Source organism: Yersinia antarctica (assembly GCF_056636475.1).
In genome coordinates this window covers 722,744-739,672 of record NZ_JBSJQF010000001.1, presented here as the reverse complement: position 1 = coordinate 739,672, position 16,929 = coordinate 722,744, and the positions used below count along the sequence as shown (strand labels likewise).

Here is a 16,929-nt window from a genome sequence, read left to right as displayed (position 1 = left end):
GTGACGTTAAGCAACGTCCTCGCCAATTGGCATCGCTAAATGATGGTTGTACCCTGAGGCTGTTCTGCTTCACGCCTATTCTTACCCGCGAATAACGGTGCTCGAACAAAACGCTGGCGATAGTCGCGTGGTGTCATGCCAGCTTCACGCGTAAAAACGGCAGAGAAATAATTACTGTCCTCAAACCCGCAACGTGCAGCAATATCACTGATGCGATGCTCACTTCCCCGCAGCAAACATTTGGCATGACAAAGGCGAATTTGGCGTAAATAATGGTTGATACTCATTCCAGTCTGTTGGCGAAGCCCCATTCCCGAACGAAACGCAACAAACCATCATGCGTTATGCAGCGAGTAGATACTCTAAAAATACCTCATTCGGTGAGCTGTATTCCAGAGATTTGCGCCCCCGAGTGTTGAGGATGTGCTCCAGTCTCGCAATATCTTCATCGCTGACGCCATTAAAATCGGTTCCTTTCGGATAAAACCGCCGTATCAGACCGTTGGTATGCTCATTCAACCCCCGCTCCCAGGAATGATAAGGCCGGGCAAAGTAAACCTTTGCGCCCGTTACCTGAGTGATGTCCTTATGTTTCGCAAACTCGGGTCCGTTATCTGCCGTCAGGGTTTTAAACTCGCAGAAAGTATTCGCCACGATGTCCCTGAACGCTTCCACGACGCTCTCAGCGCACTTATTGGGGAGTTTACGGATAATGACCTGCTTTGTGGCTTTGTCCACGACCGTCAGCAGGAATGACTTCTGGTCTTTGCCAAAAATCGTATCGATTTCAACATGCCCGGGAACCTGTTTGAGTTCAGCCTCAGCAGGCCTGTGCTCAATGCCAACCCTGTCCGGGATGGGCGTGCGTCCGGGCTCACCCGTATCATAGCGATAGCGTTTACCCCGGTGAGGGAGCTGAAGGTAAAGCTTACCGCCAGCCTGTCTGTCCGAACGGATATAGCGGTAGAGGGTATTTTTGCTGACGGCGATATCAAACTGGATTTTCAGTCTCCCACAGATAACCTCAGGGGAGGTATGTACAGCCAGCGCCTGCCGGAGAAAGTCTTGTGTCTGCTGGCCCAGAGGGAAACAGGCATTGTGTGCCGAGGTGGCGCCCCGCCGTTGTCTGGCTAAGGCATCAGCGCGTCTGGAGGAGTAAAGTCCGTTGAAGGCGGGGTCCGTATTACGTCTGAGCTCCCGGCTCAGGGTAGAGCGAGAGACGCCGAGCTCTCTGGCAATGCAGGACTGATTAACGCCTTCAGCTTTTCGTTTTTCGATGTAAAAGCGCTCATGCTGAGTCAAATGTTTTCCCTTCATGCAACAGGGTCTCCGACAGGGTCAATACGGCTATTTTATCCGTACCTGACCGGTGGGTCACTTTGTTGCATTTCGTTTGGGAATTGGCGGAAACAGTTGTTTAAGTGAACGTTCAACTAACTGATTTTTATGGCAGAACTCCGCCATATCAAAATGCGTTGCCAGGCTTTGTTGTACGGCAGACATCACGAGATCTAGCTGTTCACCATCGGGCAATAGATGTGCCTGTTCAGCTCGGTAGCGATGGCGTTTTAGTACGATGGCGAGTTGCAATAATAGCGCTTCCGTCAGTTGTATCGACCAGGAATCTGTCTTACGTGACTCCTGTGCCAACTGATGAATAATCGGCCGAGCCTGTGCCATGCCCTGCGTGGTTAACCGCCAGCATCCTTGATTCTGCTCATGCCCAAATAGAGGTAATAACTTATGCCACTGTGCATTTAGGTGTAACCGTTCCGGGCAATAAATAATGTTATCTAATACCAAGTCATGCACGGATTCGTAGCTATGATGATCTGTGGCTTGAATATAAAAAACGTCGCCACAGGTAATGCGGTAAGGATGATCATTTAGGACATGTAACCCGTTACCCCGCCAGACAATCACAATCTCGCAGAATTGATGGGTATGCTCTGCGAAGACTTCCTGCGGGTATCGGTTGGTTACCGCCACCGGCATCTGCTCCGATGGCAAATAATCCCGGCTTTCTAACCGCAGTGGTATCCGCATGTTTATCGCCCTATATTTACAGGTCAATTAATAAGCAGCTCATTATCATGAAACTACCGATTTTTACCGTGATGCTATTCACGCCTCCACGGGTTGCACTACAGTTGACTGCGCAAATCACGGGGAGACTGAGAAAACTCCCGCTTAAACAGCGTTGAAAAATGATTGCTGTCACCAAAACCACATTGGTAGGCAATCTCGGTAACGCTATTATCGCTGTAATACAATTGATGACGCGCCTGTAGCAAACGCAAACGCGTCAGATAACGTTGTGGGGTCATGCCGGTCTGGTTTTTTAACTGCCGATGGAGGGTGCGTAATGGTAAAGCAAAGCGATCAGCCAGTTCCGGCCACTCAATTACCTCACTGTAGTGGTTCTGTAGCCAGTCTAATAATTGGCATAACCGCCCTTCCTGATCCTCACCCACCTGCGCCCGACACCCTTGCCACAGTTGCACCAACAACTGCATAAACACACTTTCATGTAGTGCGATATCTTCAGCTTGCTCGCTGTGAGGCGAGTGCTCAAGGCAGCGAATCAAGTGTTTTACTTGCTGTAAAACCTGTCCATTAATCCGCCAATGAGAGGGGTAAACCCCTTCAGTTTCACGTGGCAGAAAATGTTCTACGCCAGACAAGAAACGAAAAGCATCGGGCGCACGGAATAAGACGTTGGTGAGGAACAAACCGTCGGTTGACTCAAACAGGTGACGATCATGGTCACGGACAAAACAAACACACCCTCCGCTTAAGGTGTAGGGGTTGCCATTAAACACATGGACCCCGGCCCCCTGCTCAACAATAATAATTTCATAAAAATCATGATGATGCTCAGGAAATGCGGGTTGTGGCTCCCGGGCTTCAATTGCGACCGATGCAGAACTTGAAGAGAAAAAATCAATACTGTGCAAGACAGTCATCTTTTGCCCTCTTTCAACAGGCATGGCGAAATCGCCCTGCTTCAGCTCTCGATAGTAAAAGCAGCAGCGGTAATGAAACCTTCAATTTTTGACGTTAAAAGCGACTTTGGCGGTGATTTTTTTTAGATAAGTGCAGCAATGTTGAAAAGTATGCGCAGGGTCACAGGCGAGCGATGCCCTGTTTAAATACGAAACTGTGAGCTGTTTCACTTTCACTTTCGTCATTTTGCCAGCAAGCCATAGCGGCTGGCAGTGATGAGAAGGTGGTAGGTAAGGCAAGTTTCTACACTGTGGGCATTGAGAAATGACAGGCCGCTAATCATGCCCACACAATCAGCAGTAACACCATCTATCAGCCCCCGGCACATAGTCGCCATTGACCTTGGCGCATCCAGCGGGCGCGTGATGCTGGCGAGTTATCATCCCAGCCAACCGCAACTTGAGCTGCGAGAAGTTTGCCGCTTTGCTAATCAGATTAAATCTATTGATGGTACCGATGTCTGGGATATCGATGCTATTGAACAATCAATCCGTCAGGGCCTGAATCAGCTCGATAGCGAAGGGATTCAGCTCGACAGCATTGGAATTGATAGCTGGGGTGTTGATTTTGTTTTGCTTGATAAGCAAGGGAAACGGGTCGGACAGCCAGTCTCCTACCGCGACAGTCGTACGCAGGGTGTGATGGAGCAAGCGCAACAAACGCTGGGAAGCAGTGCCATTTATCGCCGTACCGGTATTCAATTTTTACCGTTCAATACCTTGTATCAATTACGGGCATTAAGCGAACAGCAACCGTATTTGTTGGCCGATGTCGCCCATCTGTTACTGATCCCGGACTATTTGCACTATCGCCTTACTGGCCAGCTTAACTGGGAATACACCAATGCCACTACCACCCAGTTACTTAATATTGAAACCAATGATTGGGATAGCGATCTATTAGCCTATGCCGGGGTACCGGCCCATTGGTTTGCCAAGCCCACTAAACCTGGCAATACCATCGGCTATTGGCCAGGCGCCAGCGGCCAGCAGGTGCCGGTCATTGCCGTTGCCAGCCACGATACTGCCAGCGCGGTACTTGCCGCACCCTTGATTGATGCGGATGCTGCCTATCTTAGCTCCGGTACCTGGTCATTGATGGGGTTTGAAAGCCCCACCCCCATAACCCATGGGCAGGCGCTGGCCAGCAATATCACCAATGAAGGTGGCGCTGAAAGCCGCTACCGGGTACTGAAAAATATTATGGGTTTGTGGTTACTGCAACGGGCCACTGATGAGTTGCAGATTAAAGACCTGCCGCAGTTGATCGAACAGGCGGCACGCCAACCAGCTTGCCGCTCGCTGATTAACCCCAATGACAGCCGCTTTATTAATCCAGCCAATATGTGCGGCGAGATTCAGAACGCCTGCCGCGAATATGGTATGCCAATCCCCACCACCGCAGCCCAACTGGCTCGTTGTATCTTTGATAGCCTCGCCATGTTGTACCGGCAAGTTGCCCAAGAACTGGCAGAGTTACGCGGGCGTCCAATCAGCCATTTGCATATCGTCGGTGGCGGCTGCCAAAACCAATTCCTTAATCAGCTCTGTGCTGATGCCTGTGGCCTGAATGTCACTATGGGGCCGGTTGAAGCCTCGACACTGGGCAATATTGGCAGCCAATTAATTGCACTGGGAGAGGTGAGCGATGTTGCTCACTACCGCCGCATCGTGGCGAATAACTTCCCACTCCACCCTTTATCCCCTCACGACAACACTGACTTTGCAGCCCATTGGCCGCAATTCCAGTCACTGAGTCAATTACCTAAGGAACTTTGCATATGACGAACTCTATTGAACAGGCCTGGGATCTGGCTAAACAGCGCTTCGCCGCCGTCGGCGTGGATGTTGATGCCGCACTTGCCCGCCTTGATACCCTGCCGGTCTCCATGCACTGCTGGCAAGGTGATGACGTCACCGGTTTTGAAAACCCGGATGGTGTACTGACCGGCGGGATTCAGGCCACCGGTAACTACCCCGGTAAAGCGCGTAATGCTACTGAGTTACGTTCTGACCTCGAACTGGCCCTAACATTGATTCCCGGCCCTAAACGACTCAATTTACATGCTATTTATCTCGAATCGGATACCCCCGTGGCGCGTAATAAAATTGAGCCACGCCACTTTAGCCGCTGGGTTGAGTGGGCTAAAAAACATCATCTGGGATTGGACTTCAACCCATCCTGCTTCTCTCATCCACTGAGTGCCGATGGTTTTACCCTGTCTCATGCCAACCCTGAAATTCGCCAATTCTGGATTGAACATTGTCAGGCCAGCCGCCGGGTCTCTGCCTATTTTGGTGAGCAACTAGGGACACCATCGGTGATGAATATCTGGATCCCCGATGGCATGAAGGATACCCCCATCGACCGTTTGGCACCCCGCCAACGGCTGCTATCAGCACTGGATGAGGTTATCAGTGAAAAGTTAAACCCAAACCATCACATTGATGCCGTCGAAAGCAAATTGTTTGGTATTGGGGCTGAAAGCTACACCGTCGGCTCTAACGAGTTTTACATGGGATATGCCGCCAGCCGCCAGACCGCACTGTGTCTGGACGCCGGTCACTTCCACCCGACTGAGGTGATTTCCGACAAGATCTCTAGCGCCATGTTGTATGTTCCGCGCCTGCTACTGCATGTCAGTCGTCCGGTGCGTTGGGACAGCGACCATGTGGTCTTGCTCGATGATGAAACACAGGCTATCGCCAACGAAATTATCCGCCACGACCTGTTCGACAGGGTGCATATCGGTCTCGACTTCTTTGATGCCTCCATCAACCGTATCGCCGCCTGGGTCATTGGCACTCGCAACATGAAGAAAGCCTTGCTGCGCGCCTTATTGGAACCGACCGAGATGCTACGTCAATTGGAACTGCGCGGTGACTACACCGCACGCCTGGCGCTGCTGGAAGAACAGAAATCCCTGCCATGGCAAGCCATCTGGGAAGGGTATTGTCAGCGCAACGATGTGCCGGTCGATGCCCGCTGGCTCAATGCAGTACGTGATTACGAACAACAGACTCTCAGCCAACGTTAAGGACTCATGATTATGCAAGCTATTCAATCTTCCTGGTTTATTCAGGGAATGATTAAAGCCACCAGCGATATGTGGCGCAAAGGGTGGGATGAACGTAACGGTGGCAATATCAGCCTGCGCTTATTGGCTGAAGAGGTTGAACCGTATCGTGGTGATTTCGCAGCGCAACCACGTAACGTGGAACTCACTCAACCCGCCCCCGAACTGGCGAACAGTTGGTTCTTAGTCACCGGTTCTGGCAAATTTTTCCGCAATGTTGAGTTAAACCCAGAAGACAATCTGGTACTACTGCAAGTCAGCAATGATGGCATGGCTTATCACATTCACTGGGGCCTGCCGCAAGGGGGGCTGCCAACCTCAGAGCTTGCCGCGCACTTCCAATCTCATATTGTTCGCATGCAAGTCAGTGGTGGCAGCAACCGAGTGATCATGCATTGCCATGCCACCAATCTGATTGCTCTGAGTTATGTACAAAAACTGGAAAATGCCAGCTTCACTCGATTGTTATGGGAGGGCAGCACCGAGTGCCTGGTGGTGTTCCCCGACGGTATCGGCATCGTGCCGTGGATGGTGCCGGGAACCGACGGTATTGGTAGCCAAACCGCCGAGCAGATGCGTGAACACAGCCTAGTGCTGTGGCCGTTCCACGGTATTTTCGGCAGTGGGCCAACACTGGATGATGCCTTTGGTCTGATTGATACCGCCGAGAAATCCGCCGAAATCATGGTGAAAGTCCTGTCGATGGGTGGCAAGCAGCAAACCATTTCTCGTGAACAACTGATAGCACTCGCGGCTCGTTTTGACGTGACCCCATTAGCCGCTGCACTGGACGTTTAACCCCTTCGACCAACGCTCCGGTTCAGGCCGGGGCTGGTCATTATCTGGTCTGCTTTCTTTGAGGAGCACAGCATGAGCTTTATGTTGGCACTACCAAAAATCAGCTTGCACGGCACAGGTGCAATCGAGGATATGGTTAAATTACTCGGTGACAAACAGTGGGGCAAAGCCCTGATTGTCACTGATGGGCAGTTGGTCGAGCTAGGCCTACTCGACGGTCTGTTCGCTGCGATGCAGCAGCATCAGCTGCCTTATGCCTTGTTTGGCGAGGTATTTCCTAACCCTACCGAAGCGTTAGTACAGGCAGGATTCACTGCTTTCAGGCAGCATCAGTGTGACTATCTGATAGCTTTTGGTGGCGGTAGCCCAATCGATACAGCCAAAGCCGTTAAAATTTTGACCGCCAATCCGGGGCCATCCACAGCGTATTCCGGTGTCGGCAAAGTAAAACAGAGCGGCGTCCCGCTGGTCGCCATCAATACCACCGCCGGAACAGCCGCAGAACTGACCAGTAATGCAGTGATTATTGATAGCCAGCGGCAAGTAAAAGAAGTCATTATCGACACAAATATCATTCCTGATATCGCCGTCGATGATCCCGCTGTCATGTTGAATATTCCCGCCAGTGTGACTGCTGCAACCGGAATGGATGCCCTCACCCACGCTATCGAAGCCTATGTATCGCTGGGCGCACACACCCTAACCGACCATTCAGCGCTTGAATCTATCCGCCTGATCAGCCAATGGTTACCTCTGGCAGTCGATGACGGTAAGAATCTGCACGCACGTGAAATGATGGCGTGCGGCCAGTATCTGGCGGGTATGGCATTTAACAGCGCCGGGCTAGGTTTAGTGCATGCACTGGCCCATCAGCCGGGTGCGACCCATAACCTTCCACACGGGGTGTGCAATGCTATTTTACTGCCAATTATTGAAGAGTATAACCGCCCACAGGCAGTCAGCCGTTTTGCCCGCATAGCACAAGCCATGGGGGTAAATACTCAGCAGTTGACTGATGAGCAAGCCAGCCATCAAGCGATAAGCGCCATTCGGCAGTTGTCGCAACGTGTTGGCATTCCTGTTGGCTTCTCAGCATTAGGTATTCAGGAAAGTGATATCGAAGGCTGGTTAGATAAAGCGCTGGCGGATCCTTGTGCTCCTTGTAACCCACGTACTGCGGACAGAGATCAAGTCCGCGCACTGTACTTACAGGCACTTTGATCGGAGTAATATCATGATACGCAAAGCCTTTGTAATGCAGGTTAACCCTGATGCCCATGCAGAATATCAGCGGCGGCACTCACCCATCTGGCCTGAACTGGAAGCGGTACTGAAAGCCCATGGCGCTCACCACTATTCAATTTTTCTTGATGACACGCGCAATTTGCTATTTGGTTTTGTCGAAATTGAATCAGAAGAGCGCTGGAATGCCGTGGCCCAAACCGCCATTTGCCAGCGCTGGTGGCAACATATGGCCGATGTGATGCCAGCCAACCCTGATAACAGCCCGGTAAGCCAGGCACTACGAGAAGTGTTCTATTTGGCATAGCTCGCCCGATGTGGAGCCTGGCTCCACATCTTTCAGGACGTTGCCAGTCCCTGCACATAGTCTTCAAACACCGGATGACCTATCACCACATCAATAAAACAGCTCAGCGCCGGTGAGTTCAACTTACGACTCGGATACACCAGATACAGCTCATTACCTTCAGCCTGCCATTGTGGTAACACTTCCACTAATTGACGGTTTGCCACCACTTCACGGCTTAAAAATGCCGGTAATAGGGTGATACCACCACCCGCCAGGCCACATTCACGGGCATACAGCAGATTATCAGTGACATGCAGCGCAGGTACCTGCCAGCGGTAAAACTCATCTTCACGGCGTAAAATCAGCGCCTGCCAGGCACGGTGGGCAATACAACGGTGAGTATCCAGTTGCCTTGGATGAGTGAGTGGCGGATGCTGTGCCAGATAGGCGGGTGACGCCAACAGATAGCGTGGCGCATAGCCCAATCGGCGGCCAATCAGTGACGAGTCCTGCGGCTTACCGGTGCGCAATGCCACATCAAAGCCCTCTTCAACCAAGTCTACCATGGTATCCGAGACTAACACCTCCAACAGCACATCCGGGTATTGCCGCTGGAAATCTGTTGCCAACCGCGCCAGTAAAGTCGCCCCCAGCCCTGCTGGAGTTGAGATGCGCAAGCGGCCACTGGGGTTATCTTTCAGGCGTTGCAGCGCCAGATCAGCGCGCTCTGCGGCTTGTAGCATCTCCTGACAATGCACTAGATAGCGCTCACCGGCAAAGGTCAGGTTCAGCTGACGGGTGGTTCGATTGAGTAAACGGATACCTAAGTTTTGTTCTAACTGACTGATGCGCTGGCTGACACTGGATTTCGGTAAACCCGCCATTTCAGCGGCGCGGGTAAAGCTGCCACACTCCGCGACTCGTGCAAACAGCGCCATATCCTGAAGTTGTTTAAACATGATTGTTTATCTTAGACGAACACTGCGTTAGTGATTGTCCATCTTATCACCACCACCAAGAAGGTCTAGACTCAATCCATACGCTAAACAGGAGTATTACCATGTCAGTTAAAGCCATTGCGGTGAACCCGCAACAACCCACCGATTTTATTGAAGTCGCTCTGGACCCACTCACTCCCGGTCCGTTTGATTTGCTGGTTGAGGTTAAAGCCGCGTCCATCAATCCGGTTGATACCAAAGTACATGCTGGCCTGAAGAAGAATGGCCTGCAACAGCCGCGAATTCTGGGTTGGGATGCCGCTGGAGTGGTCATCAGCGTCGGTGCGAACGTCACCGAGTTCCGTGCAGGTGATGAAGTGTGGTATGCCGGCGATATCACCCGCCCCGGTAGCAATGCTAACCAACAGTTGGTTGATGCTCGCATCGTGGCCCACAAACCCCGTTCATTCAACTGGGCGCAGGCCGCTGCATTGCCATTAACCGCAATAACTGCGTGGGAAGCGCTGTTTGAACATCTAAAAATTCAGCAAGCCAGTGCCGGACAAAGTTTATTGATCATCGGGGGAGCGGGCGGGGTTGGCTCATTAGCTATTCCCCTGGCGGCATTACGTAGCCCGCTAAAAGTGATAGCAACAGCATCACGGCCAGCATCAGCCGCCTGGTGTCGTGAACGTGGAGCGGACTTGACCGTTGATTATCACCATCTGAAAGCTGAGCTGGCAAAAGAAGGTATTGATAAAGTTGATTATATTCTTTGCCTGAATGACACCGACGGCCATTGGCCCGCCATCAGTGAGCTCATCGCACCATTGGGGCAAATCTGTACCATCGTTGAGAATGAAGAACCGTTGGATCAGAATCAGTTAAAACTAAAAAGTGCCGCCCTGCATTGGGAATTTATGTTCACCCGCAGTATGTTCTCTACCCCGGATATCGCCCAACAAGGGCAAATTTTAAAACAGGTAAGCCAGTTGGTGGATGAGGGCAAACTGCCAGGCACCTTAAGCGAAACCCTGCACGGCCTGACAGTGGAAAACCTGCATGCCGCCCACGCGCAAGTTGCAGGCGGACATATGCAGGGTAAAGTCGTTATTGCTTACTAAATATATTATTAACAGGGCTATTTTATTTGCTATTTTACATTTGGGCAGTGCTCGAAATCCTCACGTAGCCATGATTTACAACGTCATGGTGTACGCTCCGGTTTCTGTACGCTGTCCGCATGCAAACTGACTGCAACAATCACGCCCTCAGATATCAAATATTCATCAACCCTATTGTGGTACATCACTCAATAATGAAGGGCGGGCAAGGCGTTGCAGGTCCGCGGCCAATAACTGTTGCACCAGTTCGACACAGCGCAGAAAGCGTTCATCATAGTCTGCCGATTCGACGTGAACATATTCGATATTGTTACTGCGCAACATCTGCTCCAGTAAGTTCTGGAAGGATTTACGGTCACGATCGCTACCCAGGCTGCGCAAACCATCGGCAACCCACGGCGTATTGTTTTCCAACAAAATAACCAGATCAAAACGGTATTCGTCAATCAGCGCCTGCACGAAGGGGTGCTCTTTGCCCTCATACTTTTTGCAGAAGGCCTGCGTGGTAACGAAGTCAGTATCGATAAATGCCACTTTATTGGCGTATTTCACCGCAAAATCCACATACTGTGCCTGCCCCAGCGCGATTTTGTCGTAATCAGAATATTGCAACGCCATCTCATCGCCACCAAGATGGGAGAAGACATAATCCCGGCCATATTCCCACGCACTGGTAGTATTGAAGATATTGGCTAACTTATTGACCAAAGTGGATTTCCCACTGGACTCACCGCCCAGTATCGCCACGGTACGGACAAAAAATGGCTTCACTTCAGTCGGGATATAGTCCCAGTAACGGAAAGGGTCACGGCGGATCTGGCGACCACTGATATTCATAAATGAACGCTGTGGATCAATCAGGATGGTTTCGATGCCAAATTGCTCGTTGTAATGCGGCGCATCCTGGCTTTCGCTGGAATAAATAAAATTCGGAACAATGCCTTTTTCATTCATAAAGCTCTTTACGCCATGGCTCCACACATCCCAGCCATGGGGGTACGGCTCGATACCGTGCTCATCAAACGAATGAATATGGATATTTTTCTGATATTTAAAGGTTTGTAACAACCAGCGCAAACGGTCACTGACCGTCGGTTGCTGTGACATCGAACTGTTCTCAAACAGCTCACGATCGCGTGGCTCATCGAAACAAAGAATGATGTGCAACTCGTCAACCTGGCTACAGGCGCGCTGGATTAAATAGATATGGCCGGTATGCAGCGGGTAAAATTTACCAAATACCACGCCGACTTTTTTCTCACGGCGGGGAAACTCCAGCCCGAGGAAACGGTGCAGAGCTTCAAGCTTTTGCGCACTGGGGCTTTTGATTTTGTCGTTGAGTAGCTGGCTTAAATAACCTTTGGTCATGCCGTTGCATTCGGCCACTTGCTGTAAGGTGCAACCCTTTTGCTTAATTGCTGTTTTGAGATAGTCGAATTGCAGCATACCGCCTCCTTGTTTAGTGCGCTAAACAAAAATAACACAGTATGCCGCAAGATGAACACGACTAAATTAGCGGTTATAAATCCTCTAACACCGCCAACGCATCAGCCAATTTCTTCACCCCGAACACCTGCATATTGGGCAGGGGCTTCTTCGGCATATTGGCATACGGCACGATAGCGCGTTTAAAACCGTGTTTGGCCGCCTCAGAGATACGCTCTTGACCACTGGGTACTGGGCGAATTTCACCGGCTAGCCCTACCTCACCAAATACCACTAAATCCTGTGGCAGCGGGCGGTCACGCAAGCTGGATACTAGCGACATCAGCAATGCCAGATCAGCACTGGTTTCTGTCACTTTCACACCACCCACCACATTGACGAACACATCTTGGTCCGACATCTGTAACCCGCCATGGCGATGCAATACCGCCAACAAGATTGCCAGCCGGTTCTGTTCCAGACCGACCGCCACCCGACGTGGGTTGGACATCATTGAGTGATCGACCAGCGCCTGAATCTCTACCAGCAGCGGGCGAGTCCCTTCCCATACCACCATCACCGAGCTACCAGCAGTGACTTCATCCCCACGGCTGAGGAAAATCGCCGACGGGTTGCTAACTTCACGCAAGCCCTGTTCGGTCATAGCAAATACACCTAACTCATTAACCGCACCAAAGCGGTTTTTGTGGCTACGCAGCGTACGGAAACGAGTATCACCGTCACCATCAAGCATCACAGAGCAGTCAATACAGTGCTCCAGCACTTTCGGCCCGGCCAGTGAACCATCTTTCGTCACATGGCCCACCATGATAATGGCAACACCCCGGGTTTTGGCAAAACGGGTTAGGTAGGCGGCCGTTTCGCGCACTTGGGCCACGCTGCCCGGCGACGACTGAATATCCGCCATATGCATCACCTGAATGGAGTCGATCACCATCAAGCGCGGCTGCTCTTGCTCAGCAATCAAGCAAATTTGCTCGATACTGGTTTCCGACAGCATATTGAGGCCCGCTGTAGGCAACCCCAAACGATGCGCACGCATCGCCACCTGCTGCAACGACTCTTCGCCAGTGACATACAGGGTTTTCATGTTTTCAGACAGCTTGCAGAGCGTTTGCAACAGTAAGGTACTTTTCCCCGCGCCGGGGTTACCACCAATCAGAATGGCACTGCCCGGCACTACACCACCACCTAGCACCCGATCAAACTCAAGAAAGCCCGTTGAAAAGCGCGGTAGTTCGTCCAGACTGATATCTGACAGCTTCTGTACCCGGCTGACGCCTGCATCACCGGCATAGCCACCAAAACGCTCATTGCGCGACGACGACGAGGTTGCCGCCGCCAGCCTGATTTCGGTAATGGTATTCCAGGCATTACAGGCACTGCACTGCCCCTGCCAACGAGGATAATCGGCACCACACTCATTACAGACAAATGCTCGTTTTGGCGCTTTAGCCACGGTTCACCTCAATTTAATTAGCTCACACCTGCCTGAGCCCCAAATTACCTAATAAGCGTAATTGTTGCAGGCAGTTTGAGTGCAGACAGCGCGCAGAAATCGGAGCGTACACCATGACGTTGTAAATCATGGCAACGTGAGGATTTTATTCGCTACGCTCCCCCTACGGGCCGCCCTTAAGTGTGTTCAAAATGCATGCGTTTTGTGAGCACTGCACAAGCTCAAAAATGGCAAATAAAACAGCCTATTTCATCGTTCTTCGTGCTTCAGACTGCCGGTCAAAATGCAAAGAACACTCAGCAAATCACCGTGGCGGATCGCCACTTTCGCTTTGGCATACACCTTCGGCTTTGCATGGAAAGCCAGCCCTAAACCGGCGGCTTGCATCATTTTCAGGTCATTGGCGCCATCGCCGATAGCCACTGTTTGAGCAATAGGGATATTGAGTTTTTCCGCCAACTTGAGCAGGGTATCGGCTTTATATTGTGCATCGACAATCGGCCCTAACACTTTGCCGGTCAGCTTGCCGTCTTTGATTTCAAGTTCATTGGCTGCCACATCGACCAGACGCAGTTTGTCGCGCAGATATTCAGCGTAATAAGTAAAACCACCGGAGGCGATCGCCACATGCCAATCTAATGCCTGAAGCTTACGGACCAGGCTGGTCAGCCCCGGCATCAATGGCAGTTGGTCACGTACCTGTTTTAAGATATTGGCATCCGCCCCTTTCAGGGTGGCAACCCGCTGGCGCAGGCTGGCGGCGAAGTCCAGTTCACCTTGCATGGCGCGTTCGGTGACGGCAGCCACTTCTTCGCCGACACCGGCGAGTTTGGCAATCTCATCAATACATTCGATTTGGATGGCAGTTGAATCCATATCCATCACCAGCAGGCCCGGGGTACGCAAATGCGGGATAGCTCCCAGAGGGGCGACATCAAGACCGTTTTCATCCGCTAACGTTTTAATCCGTGGGGTTAAACTGCCGGCCAAACGGATGACCTGATAATCCTCCACACACCAGGCGGAGACAATCACCATGGCGGCACCCAATTGGCCCTGAAAACCCGTAATACGCTGTTTATCCAGCTTTCTACCGTACAGTAGCCAACCTGTATGACCGGCACGATAATCCAGCGGCATGACCTCATCACCACTGAGCGAAAGTGGCAGACCTGGCCATTGATAGATCTCCGCGGGGAGATCGCAATAGGTCAGACTATTAGACATGAATGACTCCTGTAGAAAACGGGGTAAAGACCAGACAAAAGGACGCATCAAGCTATCCTATCGCCCTTGCTTCTGGCAACATATACCCTAAATAATTCGAGTTGCGGGAAGGCGGCAAACGAAATAATCCCGATAAACTTACATCAGTAAGTGATTCGGGTTATTGAGAGTAGCCAACGCACATGCGGCTTGAAGTATGACGGGTATAAAGTCACCGATTCTTGCAAGGAACCTGCATGGCTAAGGCCAAACTAAAATTCCGACTGCACCGTACGGCTATTGTGCTGATTTGCTTGGCATTATTAGTCTTGCTGATGCAAGGTGCATCCTATTTCAGCCTCAGTCATCAACTCGCTCGTTCGGAACAAGTTGAAGAGCTGGCGAAAACACTGGCAAAACAAGTCACTTTCAGCCTCGCCCCCATCATGGACAGTGGGGATGATGATATCGACAGCCAAAAAGTTGACGAAATTCTCCAGCAACTGACGCAATCAAGCCGCGTATTGGATGCCAGTGTATATCAAATTGACGGAACGCTGGTCGCCAGCGCTGGAGAGAACGTAAAAGTACGTGATCGACTGGCTTTGGATGGTAAACGCCCCGGCAGCTATTTCAACCACCAGATTGTCGAGCTGATCCCCGGGAAAAGCGGGCCAAGCGGCTTTCTGCGTATGACGCTGGACACCCATGTGCTGGCGACGGAATCCAAGCAAGTGGATAATACCACCAATTTGCTGCGCTTGATGATTCTCGTCGCACTGGCGGTGGGGATCATTCTGGCTCGCACTCTGCTGCAAGGTCGCCGCAGCCGTTGGCAGCAATCACCTTATCTGCTCACCGCCAATACGCCGGTCAAAGAAGATGAGGATGAAACACCTGAGACACCTGCCAGTCAGGCAGATGCAGATAAAAAGACGGGCGATAAATAATACTGCGGATAGATATTATGCCATGCGCTCAATTAGCGTGGTGAGAGAAAGCAGTTTTCCCTGCATCTGTCGGGCAATAAGTTTGAATTCATTACTGATGTTCGAGTGATCTATCACCTGTTGCCAGAATATATTTGCCAGTTGCTGTGCGCGTTGCCAGTGCAGCTTGCTGATATCAGCAGATAAAGAGATTTCCGGCACGTTGTGGCGCATATTCCCCGTACTCGTCGGGGCAAATGCCATTGGCAGCATATCGTAAACTGGCGCTAATGATAGTGGTGTGTTCTCAGGATGCAGAAAGGAAAGGTTACCTTGGTGCATATCGGTATTGGCGATTAATTTACCAAATGCCCAGATAACGTTGACCTGCTCTAATGCCGGCGCGGCCAGTAATCCTTTATCGACTAATTGTTGGCAAACTTGTGGCCAACTGGCAACTGGGTTGCCAACAAATTCGGCATTAACCGCCTCTAAAGAAACTATCCCTAAACGGCCACGCTGCCCGCAGCGATCAAATCGCTCTACCTCAAGGAATATTTGCCTACCAACCCCCTGTAAAACCTGACTTATGGCCGCTTTATAACCCCTATTATTCAAGGTGTTAAGTGCAAGCGACTCAGATATCAGTAGGTCACCCCAGCGCCGACTATTGGCGTTTTGCGAAGAGGCAGAAAATTTGACAATAACATAAGACGAAGGCCGATCCAGATACCCTGCATAACAAGTAAATTTCGGTTGTTCGCCGCCCGCAGAAGAACCGACCATTTCACCCGCCAGAGCCTTTTGAGAAAGTTCTGCATAACGAGATAACTTATCTACCGGATCGATAGGTATCGCATCAGGTGCTGCTAACCAATGTTGATAACTTTGTTGTCCAATCAATATATTGCCATTCATATCATCGGCCTGACGTGACAGTGCTAATAAGATATGGTCTTCATTCCACAAACGAACGTCATCGGTGAGCTGTAACTTACCTGCAACTGACTTCCCCCAAATCCGCCCGAGAAACCCCTGAGGCCGCATATCAGTCAAATACCACGGCAAGCTATCAAATAGCTGCCATGTATCAGATGCCAGTTGATGTACACAGCACATTTCAGCCGGATGGATAGGATAGAGCATCGCGAAATGGGTTACATGACCCTGTTCATCGATACGATATAGCGGAAATGCATGCTCTCTGGCACTATCTCCAGCAATGTACCGCCGCAAGGCATATTGGGTTGCTTTACCTTTACCTATTTTCAGCACCCTCTCTTTTAACCTGCTTAATTGCCGGGAAACAGTGGGTTGACTGATTGCCATAGCTTGCGCCAGATAGCTCGCGGTCGCCGGTTTTTGGCGTAATAACGTTTCCAGAGAGAGCATATGAATAGATTCATGAATAGAATG

Annotated in this window: 15 protein-coding genes and 2 pseudogenes; 7 read left to right on the top strand and 10 right to left on the bottom strand. The window is 51.0% G+C overall.

Annotation, left to right across the window (positions count from 1 at the left end; translation table 11 throughout):
• Nucleotides 1–35: 35 nt before the first annotated feature.
• From ACWJJO_RS03350 to ACWJJO_RS03330, 5 genes and pseudogenes are all read right to left on the bottom strand, one after another.
• Nucleotides 36–302, bottom strand: a pseudogene (locus ACWJJO_RS03350) (helix-turn-helix domain-containing protein); the annotation flags it as partial.
• A gap of 40 nt (nucleotides 303–342) precedes the next feature.
• Nucleotides 343–1,317 (bottom strand): IS30 family transposase, encoded by a 975-nt coding sequence (locus ACWJJO_RS03345; protein ID WP_481090511.1) that lies wholly within the window; start codon nucleotides 1,315–1,317, stop codon nucleotides 343–345.
• A 90-nt stretch (nucleotides 1,318–1,407) separates the two neighbouring features.
• Nucleotides 1,408–2,046 (bottom strand): annotated as a pseudogene (gene rhaR, locus ACWJJO_RS03340) (HTH-type transcriptional activator RhaR); the annotation flags it as partial.
• A 98-nt stretch (nucleotides 2,047–2,144) separates the two neighbouring features.
• Complete coding sequence (rhaS, locus tag ACWJJO_RS03335) at nucleotides 2,145–2,966, bottom strand: HTH-type transcriptional activator RhaS (RefSeq protein ID WP_083160665.1); 822 nt, start codon at nucleotides 2,964–2,966, stop codon at nucleotides 2,145–2,147.
• A 221-nt stretch (nucleotides 2,967–3,187) separates the two neighbouring features.
• The gene (locus ACWJJO_RS03330) at nucleotides 3,188–3,343 is read right to left on the bottom strand and encodes a phosphoribosylaminoimidazole synthetase (protein ID WP_102970476.1); all 156 of its coding nucleotides are present in this window, start codon (nucleotides 3,341–3,343) and stop codon (nucleotides 3,188–3,190) included.
• Here ACWJJO_RS03330 and rhaB point away from each other — a divergent pair.
• The 5 genes from rhaB (at nucleotide 3,333) to rhaM (ending at nucleotide 8,429) form a co-directional block, all read left to right on the top strand.
• Nucleotides 3,333–4,790 (top strand): rhamnulokinase, encoded by a 1,458-nt coding sequence (rhaB, locus tag ACWJJO_RS03325; protein ID WP_442821460.1) that lies wholly within the window; start codon nucleotides 3,333–3,335, stop codon nucleotides 4,788–4,790. The two genes, ACWJJO_RS03330 and rhaB, sit on opposite strands and share 11 nt — an antisense overlap.
• Nucleotides 4,787–6,043 (top strand): L-rhamnose isomerase, encoded by a 1,257-nt coding sequence (locus ACWJJO_RS03320; RefSeq protein WP_442821274.1) that lies wholly within the window; start codon nucleotides 4,787–4,789, stop codon nucleotides 6,041–6,043. The genes rhaB and ACWJJO_RS03320 overlap by 4 nt, the downstream gene beginning before the upstream one ends.
• Before the next feature lie 12 nt (nucleotides 6,044–6,055).
• The gene (gene rhaD, locus ACWJJO_RS03315; protein WP_083160669.1) at nucleotides 6,056–6,880 is read left to right on the top strand and encodes a rhamnulose-1-phosphate aldolase; all 825 of its coding nucleotides are present in this window, start codon (nucleotides 6,056–6,058) and stop codon (nucleotides 6,878–6,880) included.
• A gap of 72 nt (nucleotides 6,881–6,952) precedes the next feature.
• Complete coding sequence (gene fucO, locus ACWJJO_RS03310) at nucleotides 6,953–8,101, top strand: lactaldehyde reductase (RefSeq protein WP_481090635.1); 1,149 nt, start codon at nucleotides 6,953–6,955, stop codon at nucleotides 8,099–8,101.
• Nucleotides 8,102–8,114: 13 nt separating this feature from the next.
• On the top strand, nucleotides 8,115–8,429 hold the full coding sequence (gene rhaM, locus ACWJJO_RS03305) for an L-rhamnose mutarotase (RefSeq protein ID WP_083160673.1): 315 nt from the start codon (nucleotides 8,115–8,117) through the stop codon (nucleotides 8,427–8,429).
• 32 nt (nucleotides 8,430–8,461) lie between these two features.
• Here rhaM and ACWJJO_RS03300 read toward each other — a convergent pair whose 3' ends face one another.
• Complete coding sequence (locus ACWJJO_RS03300; RefSeq protein WP_372568645.1) at nucleotides 8,462–9,370, bottom strand: LysR family transcriptional regulator; 909 nt, start codon at nucleotides 9,368–9,370, stop codon at nucleotides 8,462–8,464.
• Nucleotides 9,371–9,471: 101 nt separating this feature from the next.
• Here ACWJJO_RS03300 and ACWJJO_RS03295 point away from each other — a divergent pair, with 101 nt between their 5' ends.
• The gene (locus ACWJJO_RS03295; RefSeq protein WP_372568644.1) at nucleotides 9,472–10,473 is read left to right on the top strand and encodes a zinc-binding alcohol dehydrogenase family protein; all 1,002 of its coding nucleotides are present in this window, start codon (nucleotides 9,472–9,474) and stop codon (nucleotides 10,471–10,473) included.
• Between the two features lie 171 nt (nucleotides 10,474–10,644).
• On the opposite strand, the gene nadR is transcribed toward ACWJJO_RS03295, so the two are convergent.
• From nadR to serB, 3 genes are all read right to left on the bottom strand, one after another.
• The gene (gene nadR, locus ACWJJO_RS03290; RefSeq protein ID WP_420072913.1) at nucleotides 10,645–11,919 is read right to left on the bottom strand and encodes a multifunctional transcriptional regulator/nicotinamide-nucleotide adenylyltransferase/ribosylnicotinamide kinase NadR; all 1,275 of its coding nucleotides are present in this window, start codon (nucleotides 11,917–11,919) and stop codon (nucleotides 10,645–10,647) included.
• A gap of 73 nt (nucleotides 11,920–11,992) precedes the next feature.
• On the bottom strand, nucleotides 11,993–13,378 hold the full coding sequence (radA, locus tag ACWJJO_RS03285) for a DNA repair protein RadA (RefSeq protein WP_004701929.1): 1,386 nt from the start codon (nucleotides 13,376–13,378) through the stop codon (nucleotides 11,993–11,995).
• Between the two features lie 249 nt (nucleotides 13,379–13,627).
• Nucleotides 13,628–14,605 carry a phosphoserine phosphatase gene (gene serB / locus ACWJJO_RS03280; RefSeq protein WP_083160679.1) on the bottom strand — a complete coding sequence of 326 codons (978 nt, stop codon included), beginning with the start codon at nucleotides 14,603–14,605 and terminating at the stop codon, nucleotides 13,628–13,630.
• 236 nt (nucleotides 14,606–14,841) lie between these two features.
• Between serB and ACWJJO_RS03275 the strand changes: the two genes are divergently transcribed.
• Complete coding sequence (locus ACWJJO_RS03275; protein ID WP_420072914.1) at nucleotides 14,842–15,534, top strand: YtjB family periplasmic protein; 693 nt, start codon at nucleotides 14,842–14,844, stop codon at nucleotides 15,532–15,534.
• Nucleotides 15,535–15,549: 15 nt separating this feature from the next.
• On the opposite strand, the gene yjjJ is transcribed toward ACWJJO_RS03275, so the two are convergent.
• Nucleotides 15,550–16,923, bottom strand: a complete 1,374-nt coding sequence (gene yjjJ, locus ACWJJO_RS03270; RefSeq protein WP_481091558.1) for a type II toxin-antitoxin system HipA family toxin YjjJ — start codon at nucleotides 16,921–16,923, stop codon at nucleotides 15,550–15,552.
• Nucleotides 16,924–16,929: the final 6 nt, after the last annotated feature.

Coding starts and splice junctions, on each gene's coding strand:
- rhaS (WP_083160665.1), bottom strand. CDS start 2,966: ATGACTGTCTTGCACAGTATTGATTTTTTCTCTTCAAGTTCTGCATCG.
- fucO (WP_481090635.1), top strand. CDS start 6,953: ATGAGCTTTATGTTGGCACTACCAAAAATCAGCTTGCACGGCACAGGT.
- ACWJJO_RS03295 (WP_372568644.1), top strand. CDS start 9,472: ATGTCAGTTAAAGCCATTGCGGTGAACCCGCAACAACCCACCGATTTT.
- ACWJJO_RS03320 (WP_442821274.1), top strand. CDS start 4,787: ATGACGAACTCTATTGAACAGGCCTGGGATCTGGCTAAACAGCGCTTC.
- ACWJJO_RS03345 (WP_481090511.1), bottom strand. CDS start 1,317: ATGAAGGGAAAACATTTGACTCAGCATGAGCGCTTTTACATCGAAAAA.
- ACWJJO_RS03300 (WP_372568645.1), bottom strand. CDS start 9,370: ATGTTTAAACAACTTCAGGATATGGCGCTGTTTGCACGAGTCGCGGAG.
- ACWJJO_RS03330 (WP_102970476.1), bottom strand. CDS start 3,343: ATGGCGACTATGTGCCGGGGGCTGATAGATGGTGTTACTGCTGATTGT.
- rhaD (WP_083160669.1), top strand. CDS start 6,056: ATGCAAGCTATTCAATCTTCCTGGTTTATTCAGGGAATGATTAAAGCC.
- nadR (WP_420072913.1), bottom strand. CDS start 11,919: ATGCTGCAATTCGACTATCTCAAAACAGCAATTAAGCAAAAGGGTTGC.
- serB (WP_083160679.1), bottom strand. CDS start 14,605: ATGTCTAATAGTCTGACCTATTGCGATCTCCCCGCGGAGATCTATCAA.
- rhaM (WP_083160673.1), top strand. CDS start 8,115: ATGATACGCAAAGCCTTTGTAATGCAGGTTAACCCTGATGCCCATGCA.
- ACWJJO_RS03275 (WP_420072914.1), top strand. CDS start 14,842: ATGGCTAAGGCCAAACTAAAATTCCGACTGCACCGTACGGCTATTGTG.